This is a genomic window from Asanoa ferruginea, assembly GCF_003387075.1.
Lineage (GTDB): Bacteria > Actinomycetota > Actinomycetes > Mycobacteriales > Micromonosporaceae > Asanoa > Asanoa ferruginea.
In genome coordinates this window covers 8508767-8530491 of sequence record NZ_QUMQ01000001.1, presented here as the reverse complement: position 1 = coordinate 8530491, position 21725 = coordinate 8508767, and the positions used below count along the sequence as shown (strand labels likewise).

Below are 21725 nucleotides of genomic sequence, written 5' to 3'. Positions count from 1 at the left end.
GTTGGCCGGAACCCCGTCGGACCCGAACCCGTACGTGCTCACCTGCTACCCACGCTCCCCTTCGCGGCGTCGGTCGGCTTCGACGACCCCTCGCTCGCCGCCTTCAGCGACTTGTCGACGCCGTCGATCAGTTCCTGCCAGCTCGCCGCGAACTTCTCGACGCCCTCGTTCTCGAGCGTGTCGAACACGTCGTCGAGGTCGATGCCCACCCGGGTCAGGTCGGCCATCACCTGCCGCGCGTCGGCGTAGTTGGGCGTGACCGTGTCGGCCTGCGTCTCACCGTGGTCGGCCCACGCGTGGATCAACGACTCCGGCATGGTGTTGACGATGCCCGGGGCGATGAGGTCGGAAACGTAGAGCGTGTCCGGGTAGTCGGGGTTCTTCGTCGAGGTCGACGCCCAGAGCGGCCGCTGCGGCTTGGCGCCGGCGTCGGCCAGGGCCTGCCAGCGCTCGCCGGCGAACACCTCGGAGTAGCGCTCGTAGGCCAGCCGCGCGTTGGCGACCGCACCCTTGCCGCGCATCGCCTTGGCCTCGTCGCTGCCGATCTTCTCCAGCCGCTTGTCGATCTCGGTGTCGAAGCGGGAGACGAAGAACGACGCGACCGACGCGAGGTTGGTCAGGTCGTGGCCGTTGGCCTTGGCCTGCTCCATGCCGGCCAGGTAGGCGTCCATCACCTGGCTGTAGCGGTCGAGCGAGAAGATCAGCGTGACGTTGACGCTGATGCCGGCGGCGAGCACCGCGGTGATCGCCGGCAGCCCCGCCTCGGTGGCGGGGATCTTGATGAACGCGTTGGGCCGGTCGATCAGCCACCAGAGGCCCTTGGCCTCGGCGATGGTCTTCTCGGTCTCGTTGGCGAGCCGCGGGTCGACCTCGAGCGAGACCCGCCCGTCGACACCGTCGGAGGCGTCGAAGGCCGGGCGCAGCACATCACAGGCCCAGCGCACGTCGTACGACGTGAGCATGCGCACGGCCTCTTCGGTGGAGACACCGCGGGTGGCCAGGTCCTGGACCTGACCGTCGTAGGCGGTGGCGTCGGAGAGGGCCTTGGCGAAGATGGTCGGGTTGGTGGTCACGCCGACGACGTGCTGCTCGCGACGCAACTGGTCAAGGGTGCCGGTGCTCAGCCGTACGCGGGAAAGGTCGTCGAGCCAGATGGCGACGCCCGCGGCGGCGAGCTCGGCCAGGCGGTCGGTCATTATCCTTCGCTCCCTCAGTTGCCCGTGGTGGTGCCGGTGATGGCGCCGACCCGCGCGAGCGAGGCGTGTGCCTTCGCGACGACGTTGTCGGCGGTGAATCCGAACTGTTCGAAGAGCACCGTGTGGGGCGCGCTGGCGCCGTAGTGCTCGATGCTGACGCTTTCGCCCTGGTCGCCGACGAGGTCGCGCCAGGACATGGCGATGCCGGCCTCGACGCTGACGCGGGCCTTGACCGAGTTGGGCAGCACGGTCTGGCGGTATTCCTCGTCCTGCGCCCGGAACCACTCCTGGCAGGGCATCGACACCACCCGGGTGGGCGTGCCGTCGGCCTCGAGCCGCTCCCGGGCGGCGAGGCAGAGCTGCACCTCGGAACCGGTCCCGATGAGGATCACGTGGGGCTGTGCGTCGGACGCCTCGGCCAGGATGTAGCCGCCGCGGGCCACGCCGTCAGCCGGGGCGTAGCGCTCGCGGTCGATGGTCGGCAGCGCCTGGCGGGTCAGGGCCAGCGCGGTCGGCCGGTCGGTGTGCTCCATCGCCAGCCGCCACGCCCACGCCGTCTCGTTGGCGTCGCCCGGCCGCACCACGTCGAGGCCCGGGATGGCCCGCAGCGCGGTGAGGTGCTCGATCGGCTGGTGGGTCGGGCCGTCTTCGCCGAGGCCGATGGAGTCGTGCGTCCAGACGTAGGTGACCGGCAGTTTCATCAGCGCGGCCAGCCGCACCGACGGTCGCATGTAGTCACTGAACACGAGGAACGTGCCGCCGTAGGGGCGGGTCGCGCCGTGCAGCACGATGCCGTTGAGGATCGCGCCCATGCCGTGCTCGCGGATCCCGAAGTGCAGCGTGCGGCCGAATTCGTCGCCCGGGAACTCCTTGGTCGCGTGCTCGGCGGGCACGAACGACGGCTCGCCCTTCATCGTGGTGTTGTTGCTCTCGGCGAGGTCGGCCGAGCCGCCCCACAGCTCCGGCAGCACCGGCGCCAGCGCCTCGAGGACCTTGCCGGACGCGGCCCGGGTGGCGATGCCCTTCGGGTCGGCCGGCCAGACCGGCAGCGCGTCGGTCCAGCCCGCCGGCAGGGCGCGGGAGGTCAGCCGGTCGAACAGCGCCCGGCGGTCGGGGTTGTTGGTCGACCAGGTGCCGAAGGCCTTGTCCCACTCGGCGTGCTCGGCCTGGCCGCGGGCGACCGCCGCGCGGGTGTGCTCGAGCACCTCGGTGGAGACGTCGAAGCTCTTGCCCGGGTCGAAGCCGAGCACCTTCTTGGTCGCGGCGACCTCGTCGGCACCGAGCGCCGAGCCGTGGATCTTGCCCGTGTTCTGCTTGTTGGGCGCCGGCCAACCGATGATCGTGCGCAGCGCGATGAACGACGGCCTGTCGGTCACCGCGTTCGCCGCCTCGATCGCGCGCCAGAGCGCCTCGGGGTCTTCGCGGTAGTCGCCCTCGTCGGCGTGGCCGGTGCGGAAGTCGACCGTCTGCACGTGCCAGCCGTAGGCGGCGTAGCGGGCGGCCACGTCTTCGCTCTTGGCGATCCGGGTGTCGTCTTCGATCGAGATCTCGTTGTCGTCCCAGATCGCGGTCAGGTTGCCCAGCCGCTGGTGCCCGGCGAGCGAGCTCACCTCGTGGCTGATGCCCTCTTCGATGTCACCGTCGGAGACGATCGTGTAGACGTTGTGGTCGAACAGTGACCCGGCGGAGCCGTCGGCGTCGAACAGGCCCTTCTCGCGGCGGGCGGCCATCGCCATCCCGACCGCGTTGCCGATGCCCTGCCCGAGCGGGCCGGTGGTGGTCTCGACGCCCTTGGTGTGCCCGTGCTCCGGGTGGCCCGGCGTCAGCGAGCCCCACTGCCGCAGCGACCGCAGGTCATCCAGACCGAGGCCGTAGCCGGTCAGGTAGAGCTGGATGTAGAGGGTCAGGCTGCTGTGCCCCGCGGAGAGCACGAACCGGTCACGGCCCGGCCAGTGCGGATCGGTCGGGTCGTGCCGCATCACCTTGTTGAACAGCAGGTAAGCGGCCGGGGCGAGGCTCATGGCGGTGCCCGGGTGTCCGTTGCCGGCCTTCTCGACCGCGTCCATCGCGAGGACGCGGATCGTGTCGACCGCCTTGCGGTCCAGCTCGGACCAGTTGAATGAGGCTTGCTCTGAGTTGCTGGCAGGCACGATGTATGCGCTCCTCGGCGAGTGTTTCCGGTCCCTCCCCTCTGACCCTAGCGACCCGTGCTAAACGCGTGCCGCCGGATCTGGCCCTCGGCGTTGCGATGTGGGCGGAGAGACACCGGCCGAGTGGTTCCGGCCGCACCGCGTCGGGTCGACGATCAGCGCGGATACGCGCCGCGTACGCTGTCGATCGGCCTGTTGACCGTCGCCGGTCTGCGGTCCGACGAGAAAGGTGGACACGGCCTTGAGCATGGTCACGGAACGCCCGACGCCGACCCTGGAGCCGGGTCCGGTTCCGGTGCCAGCCCGGCGCGACCCCCGTGCCGTCGTCGGTGCCTATGTGGCCCTGACCAAGCCGCGCATCATCGAGTTGCTGCTGATCACCACCGTGCCGGCGATGCTGTTGGCCGCCAAGGGCATCCCGTCGGTCTGGACGATGGTGGTGGTGCTGGTCGGCGGTTCGCTCGCGGCCGGCGCGGCCAACGCGCTCAACTGCTACATCGACCGCGACATCGACCAGTTGATGCGGCGCACCAAGCGGCGCCCGCTGCCCACCCACGCCCTGGCGCCGCGCAGCGTGCTGGTGTTCGGGCTGGTGCTGGCGGTGGTCTCGGTCGGCCTGATGGCCGGCTTCACCAACTGGCTCGCGGCCGCACTGACCGCCGGCGCGATCGCCTACTACGACCTCGTCTACACACTGTGGCTCAAGCGCACCACGCCGCAGAACACGTTCTGGGGCGGCGCCTGCGGCGCGGCGCCGGTGCTGATCGGCTGGGCGGCCGTCACCGGCGGGCTCTCGCCGCTGGCCTGGGCGCTGTTCGCGGTGGTCTTCTTCTGGCAGATGCCGCACTTCTATGCGCTGGCCATCAAATACAAAGACGACTACGCCCGCGCCGGCATCCCGATGCTGCCCGTGGTGCGCTCGGCGACCCGGGTCAACCGGGAAATTGTGATCTTCACCTGGCTGACCGTGGCGGCGTCGTTGGCGGCCTGGCCGCTCGGCCTGGGCCCGCTCTACGGCATCACCGCGGTCGTCAGCGGCGCGGTGTTCCTCAGCGAGTCGCACAAGCTGGTCGGCCGGTCTAAGGCCGGACAGCCGCTCAAGCCGATGCGGCTGTTCCACTGGTCGATCACCTATCTGACGATCGTGTCGCTCGCGGTCGCCCTCGACGCGCTGCTCTGAGCGCTTGTCGGAGATGAGCGTTTCACCCCAGAAACGCGGAATTTCTCGGCGGCGACAGGCCGCCACGGACGAGGGACGCCAGTTGTCCGAGATGTCATCCGGAATTAACCGGAAATGTCTAACTTTCGCCTCTCAAACTTCCTGTGGCCTGTCTTAAATCAGCCGATGACAGGAGTCACAAAACACGATCGGATGGCACGCGGAATCCGGTAGGCGTGCTTACGCTCTCGGGCATGGCAGATGGTTCCGATACGACGCTGACGACCGAGCAGCCCGAAAAGGAGACCCCCGCGGGTCTCGTGACCGGGATCCGGTCGTTCGCCGCCGACCACGGCGGCGCCAGGGCGGTCATCGAGTACGTCGGCAAGCGTGGGGCCCGGATCGTCCTTGTCGGCACGGACGGCACCTGGGCAGACCAGTTCGCGGATGGCACCGACGTGGCCCGGGCGGCCTGTGTGAGCGCGGGTGTCACCGTCGAAAACGAGTGGGAGCGGGAGCTGATGGACCAGATGCGGCCGAGCAACGACCTGTGGCGGTCGATGGCCCGGCGCACGCTATCCCGCTGACCTCGGCTTCGGCAGAAAGCGACACCTTGCCCTCCACCACATCCACGCACGAGCAGGCGGCGACCCGGGAGACATCCCGGGTCGCTCTTGTTACCTGCGATCAAATTCCTGACCTCGAAGACGACGACCGCCTCGTGCTGGCACCGCTGGCCGCGCACGGCGTCGCCGGCGAGCCGGTGGTCTGGGACGACCCGACCGTCGACTGGGCCGGCTACGACCTCGTGGTGCTCCGGTCGCCCTGGGACTACGCGCCCCGCCGGGCCGAGTTCGTCGCGTGGGCTTCCCAGGTGGGCAACCTGGCCAACCCGGCCGACGTGGTCACCTGGAACACCGACAAGCGCTATCTGACCGAGCTGGCGGAGGCGGGCGTCCCGATCATCCCGACGACGGTCGTCGAGCCCGGCGCCTCGCTCGACGGCGACCTGCCACCGGACGTCGTCCTCAAGCCCGCGATCGGCGCCGGAAGTGTCGATGCGGGCCGCTATCGCCTGGGCGACGACGCCGACGCCTTTGCCGCGCACCTGAAGCGGCTCAGCGACGCCGGCCGCGCGGCGCTGCTCCAGCCGTTCCTCGGCGGGATCGAAACGGCGGGGGAGACCGCGCTGGTCTACCTCAACGCCGGCGCCGGGCTGCGGTTCAGCCACGCGGCCCGCAAGGGCGCCATGCTCAGCGGCCCCGACGAGGGCGTCAGCGGGCTCTACAAGGAGGAGCGGATCGACCCGGCCGCCGCGTCAGCGGCCGAGCTGGCCGTCGCCGAGCGGGCTCTCGACGCCGTTCCGGGTGGCCGCGACCGGCTCCTCTACGCGCGGGTCGACCTGGTGCCCGACGACAGCGGTGCGCCCACCCTGATCGAGCTGGAGCTCACCGAGCCCTCGCTCTTCCTGGGCATGGCCGCCGGCGCCGCGCAGCGGCTCGCTGACGCCATCGCCGCCGCCACTCGCGCGGGTTGACCAGAGCACGGCCAGCGTGGCCAGCCAGACCAGGCAGGCTCCGAGCATGTGGAAGCCGACCAGCACCTCGGGCAGCCCGGTGAAGTATTGGATGAAGCCGATCAGGCCCTGCGACAGCTCGACCACGACCAGCACGAGCGCGGCCCGGGCGGTGCGCCGGGCGCCCAGCGCGCGGGCGGTGAACCAGACCGCGACGGACAGCCCGATCAGCAGGAACACGATGTCGGCGTGCACCTGGGAGATGGTCTCCGGGTTCAGGCCGGTGCGGTGCGCGTCGACGTCGCCGGCGTGCGGCCCGCTGCCGGTGACGACCACGCCGAGCGCGATGACCGCCAGCGAAACGCCGGTCAGCACGGCGACGAGCTGCCGGACCGGCCCCGCCGCGGCCGCCCGGCGGGGGGCGCCGCCGTCGACGGTGCGCCGCCAGAGGGCGTAGGAGGCGGCCAGCACGCCGATCGAGGCGAGGAAGTGCAGGCCGACCACCCACGGGTTGAGGTCGGTCAGCACGGTGATCCCGCCCACCACGCCCTGTGCCGGGATGCCCAGGAACACGCCGAGCGCCAGCAGCCTCAACCGGCGCGCCTCAGGCGTGCTGGTGCGCCGGAAATGCAGGAAGGCGGCGACCAGCACCGCGAACGCGACCGCGCCGACCACCCAGCCGAGCATCCGGTTGCTGAACTCGATCACCCCATGGATGCCCATTTCGCCGTTCGGCGTGTAGGACGCATCGGTGCATTTGGGCCAGGTCGGGCAGCCGAGGCCGGACCCGGTCAGCCGGACCGCCCCGCCGGTGACCACGATGGCGACGTTCGCGATGATGTTGGCCAGCGCCAGGCGGCGGAGCAGGGGGATCACGCGCGAGATCCTACGGACCGTAGGAGAGAGATCCGTCTCCGGCCCCACACGGTGATGTCGATCACTGGTGTGCCGGTTTGCTCCGGCCGGTGGAATTACGTAACGTTGTGGTAGTGAAATACGTCGCGATGCTGCCTCCGCAGGTGGAGACGCCCGGTTCCCCGGTCGTCCCCGCGGATCGGCGCACCCGCGACCGGGTCCTCGCGCTCCTGCTGGAGCGGGGCACCGCCACCGCCGCCGAACTCGGCGCCGCGCTGCAGCTCAGCTCCGCCGCCATCCGGAAGCACCTCGACGCCCTGCTCACCGAGGGCGACGTGGTCGCCCGGCAGCGCCCCGTGCGCGCCGGCCGCGGCCGGGGCCGGCCGGCCAAGGTGTTCACGCTGACCGATGCCGCCCGGCTGCGTTGCGGCCGGCACACCTACGACAACATGGCCAACGCCGCCCTGCGCTGGATCGCCGCCAACGGCGGCGACGGTGCGGTCGGCGCGTTCGCTGCCGAGCAGGTCGCCGCGCTGGAGAGCCGCTGCCAGGAGGCCATGGCCGGGGCCGGGGAAGACCCGATCGCCCGGGCCGAGGCACTCGCCGGCGCGCTCACCGCCGAGGGCTACGCTGCCAACGCGTCCACGATCGCCACGGGCGGGCAGCTGTGTCAGCACCACTGCCCGGTGGCGCACGTGGCGGCCGAGTTCCCCGAGCTGTGCGAGGCCGAGACGGCGGTCATCTCCCGCCTGGTCGGCACGCATGTTCAGCGACTGGCCACCATCGCACACGGTGACGGGGTATGCACAACACACATCCCGGCACAGCAAGCTGGCTCTCGAGGGCACGGGATCTCCGTGCCGACCGAAGGTCCAGGCATCGGAAGCCAGCACAGCCAGAACCGACAGGAACTGTGAGGACAGATATATGACCGAGCAGATCGTCCAGCCCGTCACGACCCAGGAGGAGCACCTCGCCGCCCTGGGCAGCTACCAATACGGGTGGGCCGACTCCGACACCGCTGGCGCCGCGGCGCAGCGTGGGCTCAGTGAGGCGGTGGTGCGCGACATCTCCGCCAAGAAGAACGAGCCCGAGTGGATGCTCGACCTGCGCCTCAAGGGCCTGCGGCTGTTCGGCCGCAAGCCGATGCCCAACTGGGGTGCCGATCTCAGCGGGATCGACTTCGACAACATCAAATACTTCGTGCGTTCGACCGAGAAGCAGGCGGCGAGCTGGGAAGACCTGCCGGCCGACATCAAGAACACCTACGACAAGCTGGGCATCCCGGAGGCCGAGAAGCAGCGGCTGATCTCGGGCGTCGCGGCGCAATACGAGTCCGAGGTCGTCTACCACAAGATTCGTGAAGACCTCGAAGAGCAGGGCGTCATCTTCCTCGACACCGACACCGCCCTGCGCGAGCACCCGGAGCTGTTCAAGGAATACTTCGGCTCGGTGATCCCGGTCGGCGACAACAAGTTCGCCGCGCTCAACACCTCGGTGTGGTCCGGTGGCTCCTTCATCTACGTCCCGCCAGGCGTCAACGTGGAGATCCCGCTCCAGGCCTACTTCCGGATCAACACGGAAAACATGGGCCAGTTCGAGCGGACGCTGATCATCGTCGACGAGGGTGCCTACGTGCACTACGTCGAGGGCTGCACCGCGCCGATCTACTCGTCCGACTCGCTGCACAGCGCGGTCGTCGAGATCATCGTGAAGAAGAACGCCCGCTGCCGTTACACGACCATCCAGAACTGGTCCAACAACGTCTACAACCTGGTCACCAAGCGCGCTGTGGCGCACGAGGGCGCGACCATGGAGTGGATCGACGGCAACATCGGCTCCAAGGTCACGATGAAATACCCCGCCGTCTGGATGATGGGCGAGCACGCCAAGGGCGAGGTGCTCTCGGTCGCGATGGCCGGCGAGGGCCAGCACCAGGACGCCGGCGCCAAGATGGTGCACGCCGCGCCGCACACCAGCAGCACGATCATCTCCAAGTCGATCGCGCGTGGCGGTGGCCGCACCTCCTACCGCGGCCTGGTGCAGGTGCTGGAGGGCTCGTCGCACTCCAAGAGCACCGTCAAGTGCGACGCGCTCCTGGTCGACACGATCTCCCGCTCCGACACCTACCCCTACGTCGACATCCGTGAAGACGACGTGTCGATGGGTCACGAGGCGACCGTCTCCAAGGTCAGCGAAGACCAGCTCTTCTACCTGATGAGCCGGGGCATGACCGAAGACGAGGCGATGGCGATGATCGTGCGCGGCTTCATCGAGCCGATCGCCAAGGAACTCCCGATGGAATACGCCCTGGAGCTCAACCGGCTCATCGAACTTCAGATGGAAGGGGCCGTCGGCTAAATGCCCACGGAAACCGAGGTGGCACTGACGCCGCCCAACACGTCGAGCCTGCCCAAGACCAAGGCGCAGAGCCTGCGCTCGACCGATGTCGCCGACTTCCCGGCCCTCACGGGCCTGGAGGAGGAGTGGCGCTTCACGCCGCTCAAGCGGCTGCGCGGCCTGGCCACGGCGACCCCTTCGGCCGAGACCGCCCTGCGCTACGAGCACGGGGTCCTGCCGACCGGCGTGACCGTGTCGACGCTGGCCAAGGGCGACCCGCGGATCGGCCGCGTGCTGGTCCCGTTCGACCGGGTCAGCGCGCTCGGCTTCGGCAACGCCGACGGCGCGACGCTGATCGCGGTCGCGCCGGAGGCGGAGGTCGCCGAGCCGGTTTCGGTCCAGGTGATCGGTGGCGGTGCGGGCGTCGCCTACGCGCACACCGTCATCGAGGTCGGCCGGTTCGGCAAGGCCACGCTGGTGGTCGAGCAGGTCGGTTCGACCACGCTGGCCGACAACGTCGAGGTCGACATCGCCGACGGCGCCCAGCTCACCCTGGTCACCGTCGCCGACTGGGCGTCCGACACGGTGCAGGCCCAGCACGTGAAGTTCCGCCTCGGCCGCGACGCCAAGGTGACCCACGTGCAGGTCAGCCTCGGCGGCGACCTGGTCCGCCAGTTCACCAGCGTCGAATACACCGGCCGCGGTGGCGACGCCGAGCTGTTCGGGCTCTACTTCGCCGACGGCGACCAGCACCTCGAGCACCGCCAGTTGGTCGACCACAGCGTTCCCGACTGCCGCAGCTACGTCGGCTACCGCGGCGCGCTTCAGGGCGCCGGCGCGCACACCGTCTGGGTCGGCGACGTGCTGATCCAGGTGGCCGCGACCGGCACCGACACCTACGAGATCAACCGCAACCTGGTGCTCAGCGACGGCGCGCGGGCCGACTCGATCCCCAACCTGGAGATCGAGACCGGCGAGGTGGCCGGGGCCGGCCACGCCAGCGCGACCGGCCGGTTCGACGACGAGCAGCTGTTCTACCTGATGGCGCGGGGCATCACCGAGCACGAGGCGCGCAAGCTCGTGGTCCGTGGCTTCTTCGCCGAGCTGTTGCAGAAGATCCCGCTGGAGTCGCTGCGCGACCGTCTCGGCGACGCCATCGAGGCCCGGCTGGCGAAGGGCGACCAGTGAACTTCGTCCGTCTGTGCTCCGTCGAGGACGTGCCGAAGGGCACGGCGATCCGGGCCGTCACCGACGACCTGGAGCTCGCGATCGTGCACGGCCAGGACGACAACTTCTACGCCGTCTACGACGAGTGCTCGCACGCCGCCGTGGCGCTGTCCGAGGGCGAGGTCGACGGCTGCACGCTCGAGTGCTGGCTGCACGGGTCGCGTTTCGACCTGCGCACCGGCGAGCCCACGGGCCTGCCGGCGACCGAACCCGTACCCGTTTATCCCGTCGAAGTCCGCGACGGCGACGTCTACGTCGCCCTCACGCCTAGCAATGGAGTCATGCCCGCATGAGCACCCTGGAGATCCGCGACCTGAGGGTCTCGGTCAAGCTGCCCGACGGCCAGCTCAAGCCGATCCTGGCGGGCGTCGACCTCACTGTCCGCGCCGGGGAGACCCACGCCATCATGGGCCCCAACGGGTCGGGCAAGTCGACCCTGGCCTACTCGATCGCCGGCCACCCGAAATACCAGATCACCGGCGGCTCGGTCACCCTCGACGGCGTCGACGTGCTGTCGATGACCGTCGACGAGCGGGCCCGGGCCGGGCTCTTCCTCGCGATGCAATACCCGGTCGAGGTGCCCGGCGTCTCGGTCGCCAACTTCCTGCGCACCGCGAAGACCGCCATCGACGGCGAGGCGCCCAAGCTGCGCACCTGGGCCGGCGAGCTGCGCGGCGCCATGGAGCGGCTCCAGATGGACCCGGCGATGGCACAGCGCAACGTCAACGAGGGCTTCTCCGGCGGTGAGAAGAAGCGGCACGAGATCGTCCAGCTCGAGCTGCTCAAGCCGAAGATCGCGATCCTCGACGAGACCGACTCCGGCCTCGACATCGACGCGCTGCGCGTCGTCAGCGAGGGCGTCAACCGGGTCGGCGCGACCGGCGAGACGGGCCTGCTGCTGATCACCCACTACACCCGCATCCTGCGCTACATCACGCCCGACTTCGTGCACGTCTTCGCCCGCGGCCGGATCGTCGAAGAGGGCGGCCCGGAGCTGGCGGAGAAGCTCGAGGCCGAGGGTTACGAGCGCTACCTGGCGGAAACCGGTCCGGCTACGGCCTGATCCACGCACGAAGGGCTGCCCAGTCATGACGTCTCTCGCGATCCCGTCGACGTTCGACGTCGCCGCGCTCCGCGCTGACTTCCCGATCCTCGGTCGGGAGATCAACGGCCACCCGCTGGTCTATCTGGACAGCGCCAACACGTCGCAGAAACCACGCCAGGTGCTCGACGTCATGCGTACGCACCACGAGTGGCACAACGGCAACGTGTCGCGCTCGGTGCACACGCTGGGCACCGAGGCGACCCTCGCCTACGAGGGCGCCCGGGAGAAGGTGGCCGCGTTCATCAACGCGCCGGCGGCGTCCGAGGTGGTGTTCGGCAAGAACTCCACCGAGGCGATCAACCTGCTGGCGTACGCCTTCTCCAACGCCTCGGCGACCCCCGGCAGTGACCCGCGCTTCCGGATCGGCCCCGGCGACGAGGTGGTGATCTCCGAGATGGAGCACCACTCCAACATCGTCCCGTGGCAGTTGCTGTGTGAGCGCACCGGCGCGACCCTGCGCTGGTTCAGCCTCACCGAGGAGGGCCGGCTCGACGAGTCGGCGCTGGACACGTTGGTCAACGAGCGCACCAAGCTGGTGTCGCTGGTGCACATGTCCAACATCCTCGGCACCATCAACGACCCGGCCCGGATCATCGCGCGGGCACACCAGGTCGGCGCGCTGGTCCTGCTCGACTGCTCGCAGTCGGTGCCGCACCTGCCGGTCGATGTCCAGGCGCTCGGCGCCGACTTCATCGCCTTCACCGGCCACAAGATGCTCGGCCCGACCGGCATCGGCGTGCTCTGGGGCCGCGCCGAGCTGCTCGAGGCGATGCCTCCGGTGCTCGGCGGCGGCTCGATGATCGAGACCGTGACGATGGAGAAGTCGACGTTCGCGCCGGCACCGGCCCGCTTCGAGGCCGGCACGCCGCCGATCGTCGAGGCGGTCGGGCTGGGTGCCGCGATCGACTACCTCGACGGGGTCGGCATGGCCGCGGTCCAGGCACACGAGCAGGAGATCACGGCGTACGCGCTGGAAGTGCTCTCGTCCGTGCCCACCCTGCGGATCTTCGGGCCAACGACGCCGGAGGGCCGCGGCGGCACCATCTCGTTCGCCCTGGAGGGCATCCACCCCCACGACGTGGGCCAGGTGCTCGACGACGAGGGTGTCGAGGTGCGGGTCGGTCACCACTGCGCGCGGCCGGTCTGCGTGCGTTACGGGGTGCCGGCGACCACGCGTGCCTCGTTCTACGTCTACACGACGACCGAGGAGGTCGACGCCCTCGTGCGAGGGCTCGAGCGGGTCCGAAAGGTGTTCGGCTGATGCAGTTCGACCAGCTATACCAGGACATCATCCTGGAGCATTACAAGCGGCCGCACGGCCGTGGGCTGCGGGAGCCGTTCGGCGGCGAGGCGCACCACGTCAACCCGACCTGCGGCGACGAGGTGACCATCCGGGTCGCGGTGGCCGGCGAGAAGCTCGCCGACGTGTCCTACGAGGGGATGGGCTGCTCGATCAGCCAGGCCTCGGCGAGCGTGCTGCACGACCTGCTCGCCGACCTGCCCGTCGGCGAGGCGCTCAAGGTGCACGACGCGTTCGTCGAGCTGATGCAGGGCCGCGGCCAGGTCGAGCCGGACGAGGAATTGTTGGGCGACGGCGTGGCGTTCTCCGGAGTGGCGCGCTATCCGGCGCGCGTGAAGTGCGCCCTGCTGCCGTGGATGGCGTTCAAGGACGCGGCCGTACGCGCCGGCGTCACGGTCGGACCCGAGGTGAAGGCATGAGTGAGGAAACTGTGAGCACACCCGCTCCGTCGAAGGCGACGATCGACGAGGTCGAAGAGGCGATGAAGGATGTCGTCGACCCCGAGCTCGGCATCAACGTGGTCGACCTCGGCCTGGTCTACGGCGTCCACGTCGACGAGGAGAACGTCGCGACGCTCGACATGACGCTGACGTCGGCGGCCTGCCCGCTGACCGACGTGATCGAGGACCAGACCCGGGCGGCGCTGACCACCGGCCCCGGCGGCGGCATCGTCACCGACTTCCGGATCAACTGGGTCTGGCTGCCGCCATGGGGCCCCGACAAGATCACCGACGAGGGCCGCGACCAGCTCCGCTCGCTCGGCTTCAACGTCTAGCTTTCGGTGTAGGTCGCCAAGCTTCGGATGAGCATGTCCAGGCCGAACGCGAAGCGTTCGTCGCTGTCGGCCTGGATCAGCTCGTCGACGTGTGTCGTCAGCGACGGGAACTTGTCGCGCGGCAGCGTCCGGTAATACTCGTGGATCTCTTTCAAGCGGGCCTGGAAGCGCTCGCTGGCGTCGGCCGCGTCGAGGCCGTGGCGCGACACGATCAGCGCCCCCTCGTAGGAGTCGGCCGCGACGTAGAGGGCGATCCGGTCGGTGGCCAGGGCCGCCACGTTCGGCGGCACGCCGCCGGCGAGCATGATCGCGAGCAGCCCCTCGCCCATCCGCAACGCGTGATAACCCACCGGAATCGTGCCCAGGCTCAGCCGGGCGATGTCGCGGTGGTTGGCGTATGCCCGCTGGATCTCCGACGCCACCTCGCGTAGCTGCTGCTGCCAGCGCGCCGGGTCGGGCTCGGGCAACTGGATCTCGCTGAGCACCCGCTCGCGGATCAGTTCGAGCAACTCCTCCTTGTTGGCGACGTGCGCGTAGAGCGACGCCGCGCCGGTGTTGAGCTCGTCGGCGACCCGCCGCATGCTCACCGCGTCGAGCCCCTCGGCATCGAGCACCTTGAAGGCCGCGTCGACGATCTTGTCAGCGCTGAGCGGCTCCCGCGCGGGCGACGGTGCGCGGCGGGGCTTCTTCCACGGCGGCGGCGGCAGAACATCGGTCACCCGAACATCGTACTTGACGCGAACGGCGTTCGAGCGTAGAACAGTGTTCGTAAGCAATCGAACGCCGTTCGTCAGGAGCCCTCTCGGATGTCTGTGACCACCGCCCCCGAAGCCACCACCACGAGCGATCCACCCGCCTTCCGATGGCGCTGGGTCGCCCTGTTCGTGATCCTGATCGCCGAGGTCATGGACCTGCTCGACGCGCTGGTCACGACGATCGCCGGGCCTACCATCCGCGCCGACCTGGGCGCGCCCGAGAGCACGATCCAATGGCTCGCCGCCGGCTACACGCTGGCCATGGCGGTCGGCCTGGTCACCGGCGGCCGCCTCGGCGACCTCTACGGGCGCCGCCGGATGTTCCTGATCGGCACGGCCGGCTTCGTCGCCGCGTCCCTGCTCTGCGCGCTGGCACAGGGCGAGACCACGCTGGTCACCGCGCGGGTGCTCCAGGGCCTGTTCGGCGCCGTACTCCTGCCACAGGGTTTTGGTCTGATCAAGGAGATGTTCCCGCCCCGCCAGGTGGGCTCCGCGTTCGGCTTCTTCGGCCCGATCATGGGCCTGTCCGCGGTCGGCGGCCCGATCCTCGCCGGCTGGCTGGTCGACGCCGACCTCTTCGGCCTGGGCTGGCGGATGATCTTCCTGGTCAACCTGCCCCTCGGCCTGCTCGGCCTGTTCGGCGCGCTGCGCTTCCTGCCCGAGTCGCGCTCTCCCGGAGCGCCCCGCCTCGACCTCGGCGGTGTCGGCCTGATCTCGGCCGCCATGTTCCTGCTGGTCTTCCCGATCGTGCAGGGCCGGGAACTGGGCTGGCCGTCGTGGACGTTCGCGTCGATGGCCGTGGCCCTGGCGCTGTTCGGCGTGTTCGGCTGGTTCGAGGCCCGCCGCCAGCGCCGCGGTCTCGACCCGCTGGTGGTGCCGACCCTCTTCCGCAAGCGGGCGTTCACCGGCGGCCTGGTCGCGGGCACCGCCTACTTCGCCAGCATGCTGGGCTTCTCCCTGACGCTGAGCCTCTACCTCCAGCTCGGCCTGCATTTCTCGCCGCTGCGCACGGGCCTTACCACGGTGCCGCAGGCGGTCGGCGTGATCGCCGGTTTCGGCCTGTCGGCCGTCGGCGGCCTGGCACACAAGCACGGCCGGGCGGTCCTACAGGGCGGCATCGTCGTGATGGCGTTGTCGGTGCTCGGCTTCGTCCTCACCGTGCACGGCACGTCGACGGTGACCTCGTGGCAGCTCGCACCGGTCCTGGGCCTGTTCGGCCTGGGCATGGGCTTCGCGATGGCGCCGTTCTTCGACATCATCCTGGCGGGCGTCTCGCCGGAGGAGAGCGGTTCGGCGTCGGGTGCGCTGAACGCCGCGCAGCAGTTCGCGGGCGCCCTCGGCGTGGCGACGCTGGGCACACTGTTCTTCAACCGCGCGGCCGGCGGTGCTGGCGTGACCGGCGCCATCGAGACGGTGCTGTGGGCGGTGGCCGGGCTGCTCGCGCTGACCTTCGCCCTGACCTTCCTGCTGCCGAGGGTGGCCAGGTCCGAATAGGGTGCAGCGATGGAGACGTCCGCGTATCTGAATGGTGTCGTCGAACAGACCAGCACGTTCGCCGGCTGGGTGGACGGCGCGGATGCGAAGGCACCGGTGCCGACCTGTCCGCAATGGACGCTGGCGGATCTGGTCGACCATGTCGGCTCGACACAGCGCATGGTGGCCATGCTCGTGAGCGAGCGGATGAGCGACCCGGGCGAGGCGTTCGCCCGCTACGTTCCGGCCCCGAGCGACCCGACCCGGTGGGCCGCCTGGCTGACCGACGGCGCGTCCGAGGCGAAGCAGGCGTTCGAGTCGGCCGCCGACGACACTCCGGTGTGGGATCCGTCCGGCGGTGCCGCGGGCGTGCCGTTCTGGTCGCGCCGGCTGTTCGGCGAGGCCAGCGTGCACCGCGCGGACGCGGCCGCGACGCTCGGCGTGCCCTACGCGCTGGCGCCGGAGTATGGAGTCGCGGCCATCGAGGACTGGCTGGACACGATGACGTCCGAGGGCTACTGGGAGAACCGGCCCGACTTCGCCGACGCGATGCGTGGCGACGGCCAGACGCTGCATTTCCACGCGACCGACGCGCCCGGGGAGTGGGTGGCCCGCCGGGAACCGGACATGGTCGTCCTCGACCGCACGCACACCAAGGCCGATGTCGCGGTGCGCGGCCCGGCCGCCGATCTCCTGCTCGCGCTCAGCCGGCGGCGCCCGGTGGATGCGCTTCCCGAGCTGGAGATCCACGGCGATCGGGCCCTGCTGGACCACTGGATCGGGCACATGGACTGGGTCACCGGCTGACCCGCGCGAAAAACCCGATGCGGGCACGCGACCCCGTACCCGATGATGTGCGGGTGATCGAACTGACTCGGACCCAGGTTTCTGTCGCGACGGCCATAGCCGGCCGCCGACAGCAGCGTGGCTCCGGGTCGGCGTCGATCCCACCCGATCCGCGATGAGCGACGCCTTCCTCGCCGGCCTGGTCGCCGGCTACGGCGTCGCGATCCCGGTCGGCGCCATCGCGATTCTGATCATGGGGCTCGCCGCCCGCACCTCGTTCAAGGTCGGCGCGTCCGCCGCGCTCGGCGTGGCCACCGCCGACGGGCTCTACGCCGCGGTCGCGGTGCTCGGCGGTGCCGCCCTGGCCGGCGTCATCGAGCCGGTCGCCACGCCGCTGCGCTGGGTCGCCGTTGTCGTGCTGCTGGTGCTCGCTGCCCACACCGCGTGGTCCGCGCTGCGCCACCACCGCGATCCGGCCCGGGCCGCGCGTTCGGGTGCCGGTTTGGCGACCCCGATGCGGGCCTACGGCGGCATCCTGGCCCTGACCCTGCTCAACCCGATGACGATCGTCTACTTCGCCGCGCTGGTGCTCGGGCGGCAGGCCAGCGACGGGCTGACCGCCGGCGGCGAGGTGCTGTTCGTGTTCGCCGCGTTCCTCGCCTCGGCGAGCTGGCAGTTGCTGATCGCATCCGGCGGCTCGCTGGTCGGTCGGTTGCTGACCGGGCCGCGAGGGCGGCTCTACACCGCCCTCGCGTCCAGCCTGCTGATCGTCGTCCTGGCGATCAACCTGGTGGTCAGCTAGCCCGCTCCGGCGCGTCGAAGTGCACCGAATACATGTCGACCAGCATCGAACCGCCCTTGATCGACGAGGCCTGCTCCGCGCCGCCGATGCCGGTGGGGAGCATGGTCGCGCCACCCTCCGGGCCGAGCGGGACGACGATCATCACCGGGCCGGCCTCGTAGGCCTGCGGTGCGCCCTCCCCGGTGATGTCGGCCTTGATGTTGGTCACGACCACCTCGGCCTGGCGGCCGGCGGCACCCGCGGTGTCCCGGTCGGCGGTGGAGATGTCGCCCAGGGCGTACACCCCGTCGCCGCCCTTGACCCGAAGCTGCTCGTCGACGGCCACGTAGCCCTGCTCGTCGACCGCGGAGGCCAGCGCGCCGCGCAGGTAGCCGGTCGCCGGCCGCACGCCGAACGCGCGGAACCAGATGTCGGCCTCCACGGTCTCGCCGGCCTCGGTGGTCACCGAGATCGGTGCCACCGTCGCCGGTTCGGCGGACGGCAGCGCGTGCAGCGGGCTGCCGAGCACCAGCCGGACGCCCATCTTGTCGAGCTGGCGGCGGAGCTCCTCGCGCAGCTCCTGGTCGAACGGCCCGTGCAAAATGTCCGGGTTGACGTCGACGACGGTCACGTCCTTCTCCGGGAAGTAGGCCTTGATCTCGCCGGCGAGCTCGAGCCCGGCCGGGCCGGCACCGACGATCAGCGCGCGCCCGGCGCCGAGCAGCGCGTCGTGCGCGGCCTGAAGCTGGGCCTTGGCCCGGCCCTGGTCGGACTCGGCGGCCTTGGCCGGGAACGGATAGGACGAGCCGGTCGCCAGCACCAGGTAGTCGGGTGCCAACTCGGCCCCGGACTCGAGCGTGACCGTGCGGCCGTCGACGGCGACGGCCCGGTCGCGCACATAGCGGCCATGGTGCAGGAGCCGGTTGAGTGGCATGAAGATGCGGTCGATCCAGGCCGGCTCGACCAGCGCCCGCCAGGCGGCGACGTTGTGCTGGAACGCGTCGGACGGGTCGACGAGCGTGACGTCCGCGACGTCATCGAGCGCCTTGGCAGTGCGAAGACCGCCATAGCCACCGCCGAGTACGACGACAGAAGGGCGCTTGACCTCGGTGTCGGTCACCAGTGTTACCTCCGTTAAAGGGCTAGCCGCACTCAGATGGCTAGCTGCTTCGGAAATACTAGCGACCTCGATCGCGCTAGCATGGCACCGTGGGGGATAGTTCGGAAAGTCACACGGAAGATCTGCGCGAGCGGTGCTCGCGGGGCGACATCGCGCTGGCCCGTGCCTTCAGCATCCTGGGCAAGCGGTGGACCGGGCTCGTCGTCGGCAGCCTGACCGTGGGCCCGGTGGGGTTCCGCGAGCTGTCCCGCGCGATCGGTGGCGTGAGCGATTCGGTGCTTTCCGACCGGCTGGCCGAGTTGTGCGAGCAGGGGATGGTGGAGCGCCTGGTCAACCCGGGGCCGCCGGTGACGGTCTCCTACTCGTTGACCGAGGCCGGCGAGGGCCTCATCCCGGCGCTCACCCTGATCGCCGAGTGGGCCGACAAGTTCATGCCCGAGCCGCCGACCGCCTGCTAGAGGTTCTTGCTCGCCTCGCGCCGGGAGAGCCCCGAGAGCGACGAGGTCGCCGCCACATACGCGCGTACCCGATCCGGATCGGTCTTGGCGTATTCGCGCAGCGCCCAACCGATCGCCTTGCGGATGAAGAAGTCGGTGTGCCCCGCCTGCCGGGTGCAATAGCCGAACAGCCGCTCCGCGTCGGTGTCGCTCTTGTAGAAGAGCTGGTGCAGCAGCGCCGTCCGGATCACCCAGATGTCGTCGTCGGCGATCCAGCCGTCCATCGCCGCGCCCAGGCCGTGCTGCCTGACCATCGGCCCGACCACCCGGCCGGCCAGCACGTCGATGGTGTCCCACCAGGGCTTCGTGGTGATCAGGCGGCGCACCGCGGGCAGCGCGGCCGGCGTCAGCACCGCGACGTGCCGGCGGAGGTAGCCGCAGGCGAAGTACTGGTATTCGCGCTCGTCGCGGGCCCAGCACGCGTCGGCCAGGGCGAGCAGGTCGGCCTCGGTCGGCCGGGCGGCGCCCGCGGTCGCCGCGCGTGCCAACTCCCGCTGGCGCGGCGCCATGATGCCCAGAAACCCGAACTGATCACGCATGTACGCGCGCATCGCCGCCGCTCTCGCGGGGTCACGGTCGGCCTCGAACAGCGTGGTCAGGCGGGCCAGCACCGGCTCGGTCATCCCGCCATTCTGGCGTGCCGTAGCGTCCGGGGAATGACCACCAGCCGGCCGGCCGCGGGCGGCGGGCGCTGGGTCGACGTCGACCCCGACCGCCTGACCCGCTGGGTCGACGGTTTCCGCGAGCGGCACGGCGACTACGCGCAGCGGCCCACCGAAGACGGCGTGCTGCTCGCGGCGTTCGACGGTGCGACCGCCACGCTGCACCCGCCACCGGGCGCGCCGCCCGCCACCGACCTGGCCGACCTCGTCGAGGCCGCCCGCACGCCTCGCCGGATCGGCCTGCTGCTGGCCCGCAAGTCGGCCGTCGCGGTCGGCGTGGCCGCCGGCGCCAAGCTGCAATCGTCCAAGGTGGACAGCTCCTATGTGCAGGGCCGCACCGCCGCCGGTGGCTGGTCGCAGCACCGGTTCGCCCGGCGCCGCGACAACCAGGCCAAGGCGGCCGCGCGGGAGGCGTCCGACCTCGCGGTGCGGATCCTGCTGCCGGAGGCCGGCATGCTGGCCGCCCTGGTCTGTGGCGGCGACCGGCGGGCCGTCGACGCCGTGCTCGCCGACCCGCGGCTGGCGCCGCTGCTGCCGCTGCGCGCCGACCGGCTGCTCGAGGTGCCCGAGCCGCGGCACGCCGTGCTGGTCGAGGCGATCGCGGCCGCCCGGGCCGTATCGATCCTCGTGCGCGACCCCACGCCGCCGCCGGTGTAGCCTCCCGCCATGGTTTCGCGGTGGACCGTCGACGACACCCTGCGCCAGCCGTTGCGGCGGGCCGGCGTGCTCGCGGCCGTGCTGGTCGTCGCCGGCCTGGTGGTCGGCGGCTTCTTCCTCTTCCGCGGGCAGCGGGCGCCCGAGCAGGGCGCCCGGCTCGCGGCCGACGCGTTCCTCACCCGGCTCGCGGCCGGCAACATCGCCGGCGCCTACGACCAGCTCTGCAACGACACCCGGAGCCGGGTCGAGCGGGAAGACTTCGTCGCCGGGATCGGCGGCCGGCCGGCGGTGCGCAGCTACCGCATCGACGGCGTGGCCGCCACCGGCCCGCACGACGCCACGGTCAGCGCCGCGCTGCTCGACCCGACGGGGGCGAGCAGCGCGTACGAGATGCGGGTGACCGTCGACCGGGGCACCTGGCGGGTCTGCGGCAACCCGCTCGATGCCGGCTGAGCTGCCTTACTTGGCGAACGTGTCGCAGGCCTTCGGGTCGCCGCCGTCGTAGCCGGTGCGGAACCACTGCTGCCGCTGCGCCGACGTGCCGTGCGTGAAGGCGTCCGGGTTGACCTGCTGCCCGGCCTGCTTCTGCAGGGTGTCGTCGCCGATCGCGGCGGCCGTGTCCAGGCCTTCCTTGATGTCCTGGTCGGTGATGCTCTTGAAGATCGGGTCACCGTCGGCGTCGGCGGTGCCGGTCGCGTTCTTGGCCCAGGCGCCGGCGTAGCAGTCGGCCTGTAGCTCCAGCTTGACCGACAGCTCGTTGGCGTCGCCCGGGTCGCGCTCCTGCTGGCGGCGCATCGTCGCCTCGGTGCCGATCAGCGACTGGATGTGGTGCCCGTATTCGTGTGCCAGCACGTAGGGCTGCGCGAACTCGCCCTTGGCACCGAGCTGGTCGGCGAGCACCTGGTAGAAGGTCAGGTCGATGTAGACCTTGTGGTCGGCCGGGCAGTAGAACGGCCCGACGCCGGAGTCGGCCGCGCCGCAGCCGGTGTTGACCTGCTGGTCGAAGAACACCGTTGGCGCGGGCTGGTATTGCTCGCCGAAGCTCTCCGGCAGGCGCTTGGTCCACCACGCCTGGATCGAGTTGACGTAGAGCGTGTTGCGGCAGTCCAGCTGCTCCAGCTTGTCGGCCGCGTCACAGTGCTGCTGGATCGCGCCATTGTCGGCCGGCTCGTCGCTGGTGATGGCGTTCACACCGAACCCACCGCCGACCAGCACCGCGATCAACGTCACGATCAGGCCGACGATGCCGCCGCCGCTGGTGGGGATGGGGAAGCGGCCGCCGCCACCACCTCCTCCGCCGGAGCCGCGCCGGTCCTCGATCTGGCTGGTGTCGACATCGGCTCTCTCGTTCAGTTCCACGGGCGTGGATGT

The 21725-nt window shown here is 70.4% G+C and carries 23 protein-coding genes; 16 read left to right on the top strand and 7 right to left on the bottom strand.

Translation table 11 applies throughout. The features are described 5' to 3' along the window. Positions 1-38: 38 nt before the first annotated feature. On the bottom strand, positions 39-1196 hold the full coding sequence (gene tal, locus DFJ67_RS39760; RefSeq protein ID WP_116074534.1) for a transaldolase: 1158 nt from the start codon (positions 1194-1196) through the stop codon (positions 39-41). 14 nt (positions 1197-1210) lie between these two features. Beyond that, entirely contained in the window at positions 1211-3262 is a 2052-nt protein-coding gene (gene tkt, locus DFJ67_RS39755; RefSeq protein WP_239097319.1) for a transketolase, read from the bottom strand. Positions 3263-3587: 325 nt separating this feature from the next. Between tkt and DFJ67_RS39750 the strand changes: the two genes are divergently transcribed. Both DFJ67_RS39750 and DFJ67_RS39745 read left to right on the top strand, forming a co-directional pair. Beyond that, complete coding sequence (locus DFJ67_RS39750) at positions 3588-4526, top strand: heme o synthase (RefSeq protein WP_409362944.1); 939 nt, start codon at positions 3588-3590, stop codon at positions 4524-4526. 233 nt (positions 4527-4759) lie between these two features. Continuing rightward, entirely contained in the window at positions 4760-5092 is a 333-nt protein-coding gene (locus DFJ67_RS39745; RefSeq protein WP_116077207.1) for a hypothetical protein, read from the top strand. A 731-nt stretch (positions 5093-5823) separates the two neighbouring features. Here DFJ67_RS39745 and DFJ67_RS39740 read toward each other — a convergent pair. Beyond that, a complete protein-coding gene (locus DFJ67_RS39740; protein ID WP_308442552.1) occupies positions 5824-6897 on the bottom strand; it encodes a COX15/CtaA family protein in 1074 nt (357 codons plus the stop codon). A gap of 128 nt (positions 6898-7025) precedes the next feature. On the opposite strand from DFJ67_RS39740, the gene DFJ67_RS39735 reads away from it, so the two are divergent. The 8 genes from DFJ67_RS39735 to DFJ67_RS39700 are packed head-to-tail and all read left to right on the top strand — an operon-like array spanning position 7026 to position 13623. After that, complete coding sequence (locus tag DFJ67_RS39735) at positions 7026-7793, top strand: helix-turn-helix transcriptional regulator (RefSeq protein WP_239097320.1); 768 nt, start codon at positions 7026-7028, stop codon at positions 7791-7793. 10 nt (positions 7794-7803) lie between these two features. Then, positions 7804-9237, top strand: coding sequence for a Fe-S cluster assembly protein SufB (gene sufB, locus DFJ67_RS39730; RefSeq protein WP_116077204.1), 1434 nt, complete (start codon positions 7804-7806; stop codon positions 9235-9237). Then, on the top strand, positions 9238-10404 hold the full coding sequence (sufD, locus tag DFJ67_RS39725) for a Fe-S cluster assembly protein SufD (RefSeq protein WP_116074528.1): 1167 nt from the start codon (positions 9238-9240) through the stop codon (positions 10402-10404). Then, entirely contained in the window at positions 10401-10736 is a 336-nt protein-coding gene (locus DFJ67_RS39720) for a non-heme iron oxygenase ferredoxin subunit (RefSeq protein WP_116074526.1), read from the top strand. The genes sufD and DFJ67_RS39720 overlap by 4 nt, the downstream gene beginning before the upstream one ends. After that, positions 10733-11506 carry a Fe-S cluster assembly ATPase SufC gene (gene sufC, locus DFJ67_RS39715; RefSeq protein WP_116074524.1) on the top strand — a complete coding sequence of 258 codons (774 nt, stop codon included), beginning with the start codon at positions 10733-10735 and terminating at the stop codon, positions 11504-11506. Before DFJ67_RS39720 ends, sufC begins: the two co-directional genes overlap by 4 nt. 25 nt (positions 11507-11531) lie before the next feature. Then, the gene (locus DFJ67_RS39710) at positions 11532-12809 is read left to right on the top strand and encodes a cysteine desulfurase (RefSeq protein WP_116074522.1); all 1278 of its coding nucleotides are present in this window, start codon (positions 11532-11534) and stop codon (positions 12807-12809) included. Beyond that, a complete protein-coding gene (sufU, locus tag DFJ67_RS39705; protein WP_116074520.1) occupies positions 12809-13267 on the top strand; it encodes a Fe-S cluster assembly sulfur transfer protein SufU in 459 nt (152 codons plus the stop codon). The genes DFJ67_RS39710 and sufU overlap by 1 nt, the downstream gene beginning before the upstream one ends. Further along, positions 13264-13623 carry a metal-sulfur cluster assembly factor gene (locus tag DFJ67_RS39700; RefSeq protein WP_116074518.1) on the top strand — a complete coding sequence of 120 codons (360 nt, stop codon included), beginning with the start codon at positions 13264-13266 and terminating at the stop codon, positions 13621-13623. The genes sufU and DFJ67_RS39700 overlap by 4 nt, the downstream gene beginning before the upstream one ends. Here the strand turns inward: DFJ67_RS39700 and DFJ67_RS39695 are convergent. After that, complete coding sequence (locus tag DFJ67_RS39695; RefSeq protein ID WP_116074516.1) at positions 13620-14342, bottom strand: TetR/AcrR family transcriptional regulator C-terminal domain-containing protein; 723 nt, start codon at positions 14340-14342, stop codon at positions 13620-13622. The two genes, DFJ67_RS39700 and DFJ67_RS39695, sit on opposite strands and share 4 nt — an antisense overlap. A gap of 87 nt (positions 14343-14429) precedes the next feature. Between DFJ67_RS39695 and DFJ67_RS39690 the strand changes: the two genes are divergently transcribed. The 3 genes from DFJ67_RS39690 to DFJ67_RS39680 all read left to right on the top strand — a co-directional run bounded on the left by DFJ67_RS39690 (position 14430) and on the right by DFJ67_RS39680 (position 17439). Further along, positions 14430-15872, top strand: coding sequence for an MFS transporter (locus tag DFJ67_RS39690; RefSeq protein WP_116074514.1), 1443 nt, complete (start codon positions 14430-14432; stop codon positions 15870-15872). 9 nt (positions 15873-15881) lie between these two features. Beyond that, on the top strand, positions 15882-16658 hold the full coding sequence (locus tag DFJ67_RS39685; protein WP_116074512.1) for a maleylpyruvate isomerase family mycothiol-dependent enzyme: 777 nt from the start codon (positions 15882-15884) through the stop codon (positions 16656-16658). Positions 16659-16812: 154 nt separating this feature from the next. Then, a complete protein-coding gene (locus DFJ67_RS39680; RefSeq protein ID WP_116074510.1) occupies positions 16813-17439 on the top strand; it encodes a LysE family transporter in 627 nt (208 codons plus the stop codon). On the opposite strand, the gene DFJ67_RS39675 is transcribed toward DFJ67_RS39680, so the two are convergent. Further along, positions 17432-18538 carry an NAD(P)/FAD-dependent oxidoreductase gene (locus tag DFJ67_RS39675; protein ID WP_116074508.1) on the bottom strand — a complete coding sequence of 369 codons (1107 nt, stop codon included), beginning with the start codon at positions 18536-18538 and terminating at the stop codon, positions 17432-17434. The two genes, DFJ67_RS39680 and DFJ67_RS39675, sit on opposite strands and share 8 nt — an antisense overlap. Before the next feature lie 89 nt (positions 18539-18627). Between DFJ67_RS39675 and DFJ67_RS39670 the strand changes: the two genes are divergently transcribed. Next, positions 18628-18996, top strand: a complete 369-nt coding sequence (locus tag DFJ67_RS39670) for a winged helix-turn-helix transcriptional regulator (RefSeq protein ID WP_239097316.1) — start codon at positions 18628-18630, stop codon at positions 18994-18996. Here DFJ67_RS39670 and DFJ67_RS39665 read toward each other — a convergent pair. Beyond that, positions 18993-19658, bottom strand: a complete 666-nt coding sequence (locus tag DFJ67_RS39665) for a DNA alkylation repair protein (protein WP_116074506.1) — start codon at positions 19656-19658, stop codon at positions 18993-18995. The two genes, DFJ67_RS39670 and DFJ67_RS39665, sit on opposite strands and share 4 nt — an antisense overlap. A 33-nt stretch (positions 19659-19691) precedes the next feature. On the opposite strand from DFJ67_RS39665, the gene DFJ67_RS39660 reads away from it, so the two are divergent. Together DFJ67_RS39660 and DFJ67_RS39655 are read left to right on the top strand one after the other, a co-directional pair. Further along, positions 19692-20354: an acVLRF1 family peptidyl-tRNA hydrolase gene (locus tag DFJ67_RS39660; RefSeq protein ID WP_116074504.1), complete on the top strand. Its 663-nt coding sequence runs from the start codon at positions 19692-19694 to the stop codon at positions 20352-20354. Between the two features lie 9 nt (positions 20355-20363). Continuing rightward, positions 20364-20807, top strand: coding sequence for an Rv0361 family membrane protein (locus DFJ67_RS39655; RefSeq protein ID WP_116074502.1), 444 nt, complete (start codon positions 20364-20366; stop codon positions 20805-20807). Positions 20808-20813: 6 nt separating this feature from the next. Here DFJ67_RS39655 and ypfJ read toward each other — a convergent pair whose 3' ends face one another. Further along, on the bottom strand, positions 20814-21713 hold the full coding sequence (ypfJ, locus tag DFJ67_RS39650) for a KPN_02809 family neutral zinc metallopeptidase (protein ID WP_116074500.1): 900 nt from the start codon (positions 21711-21713) through the stop codon (positions 20814-20816). Positions 21714-21725: the final 12 nt, after the last annotated feature.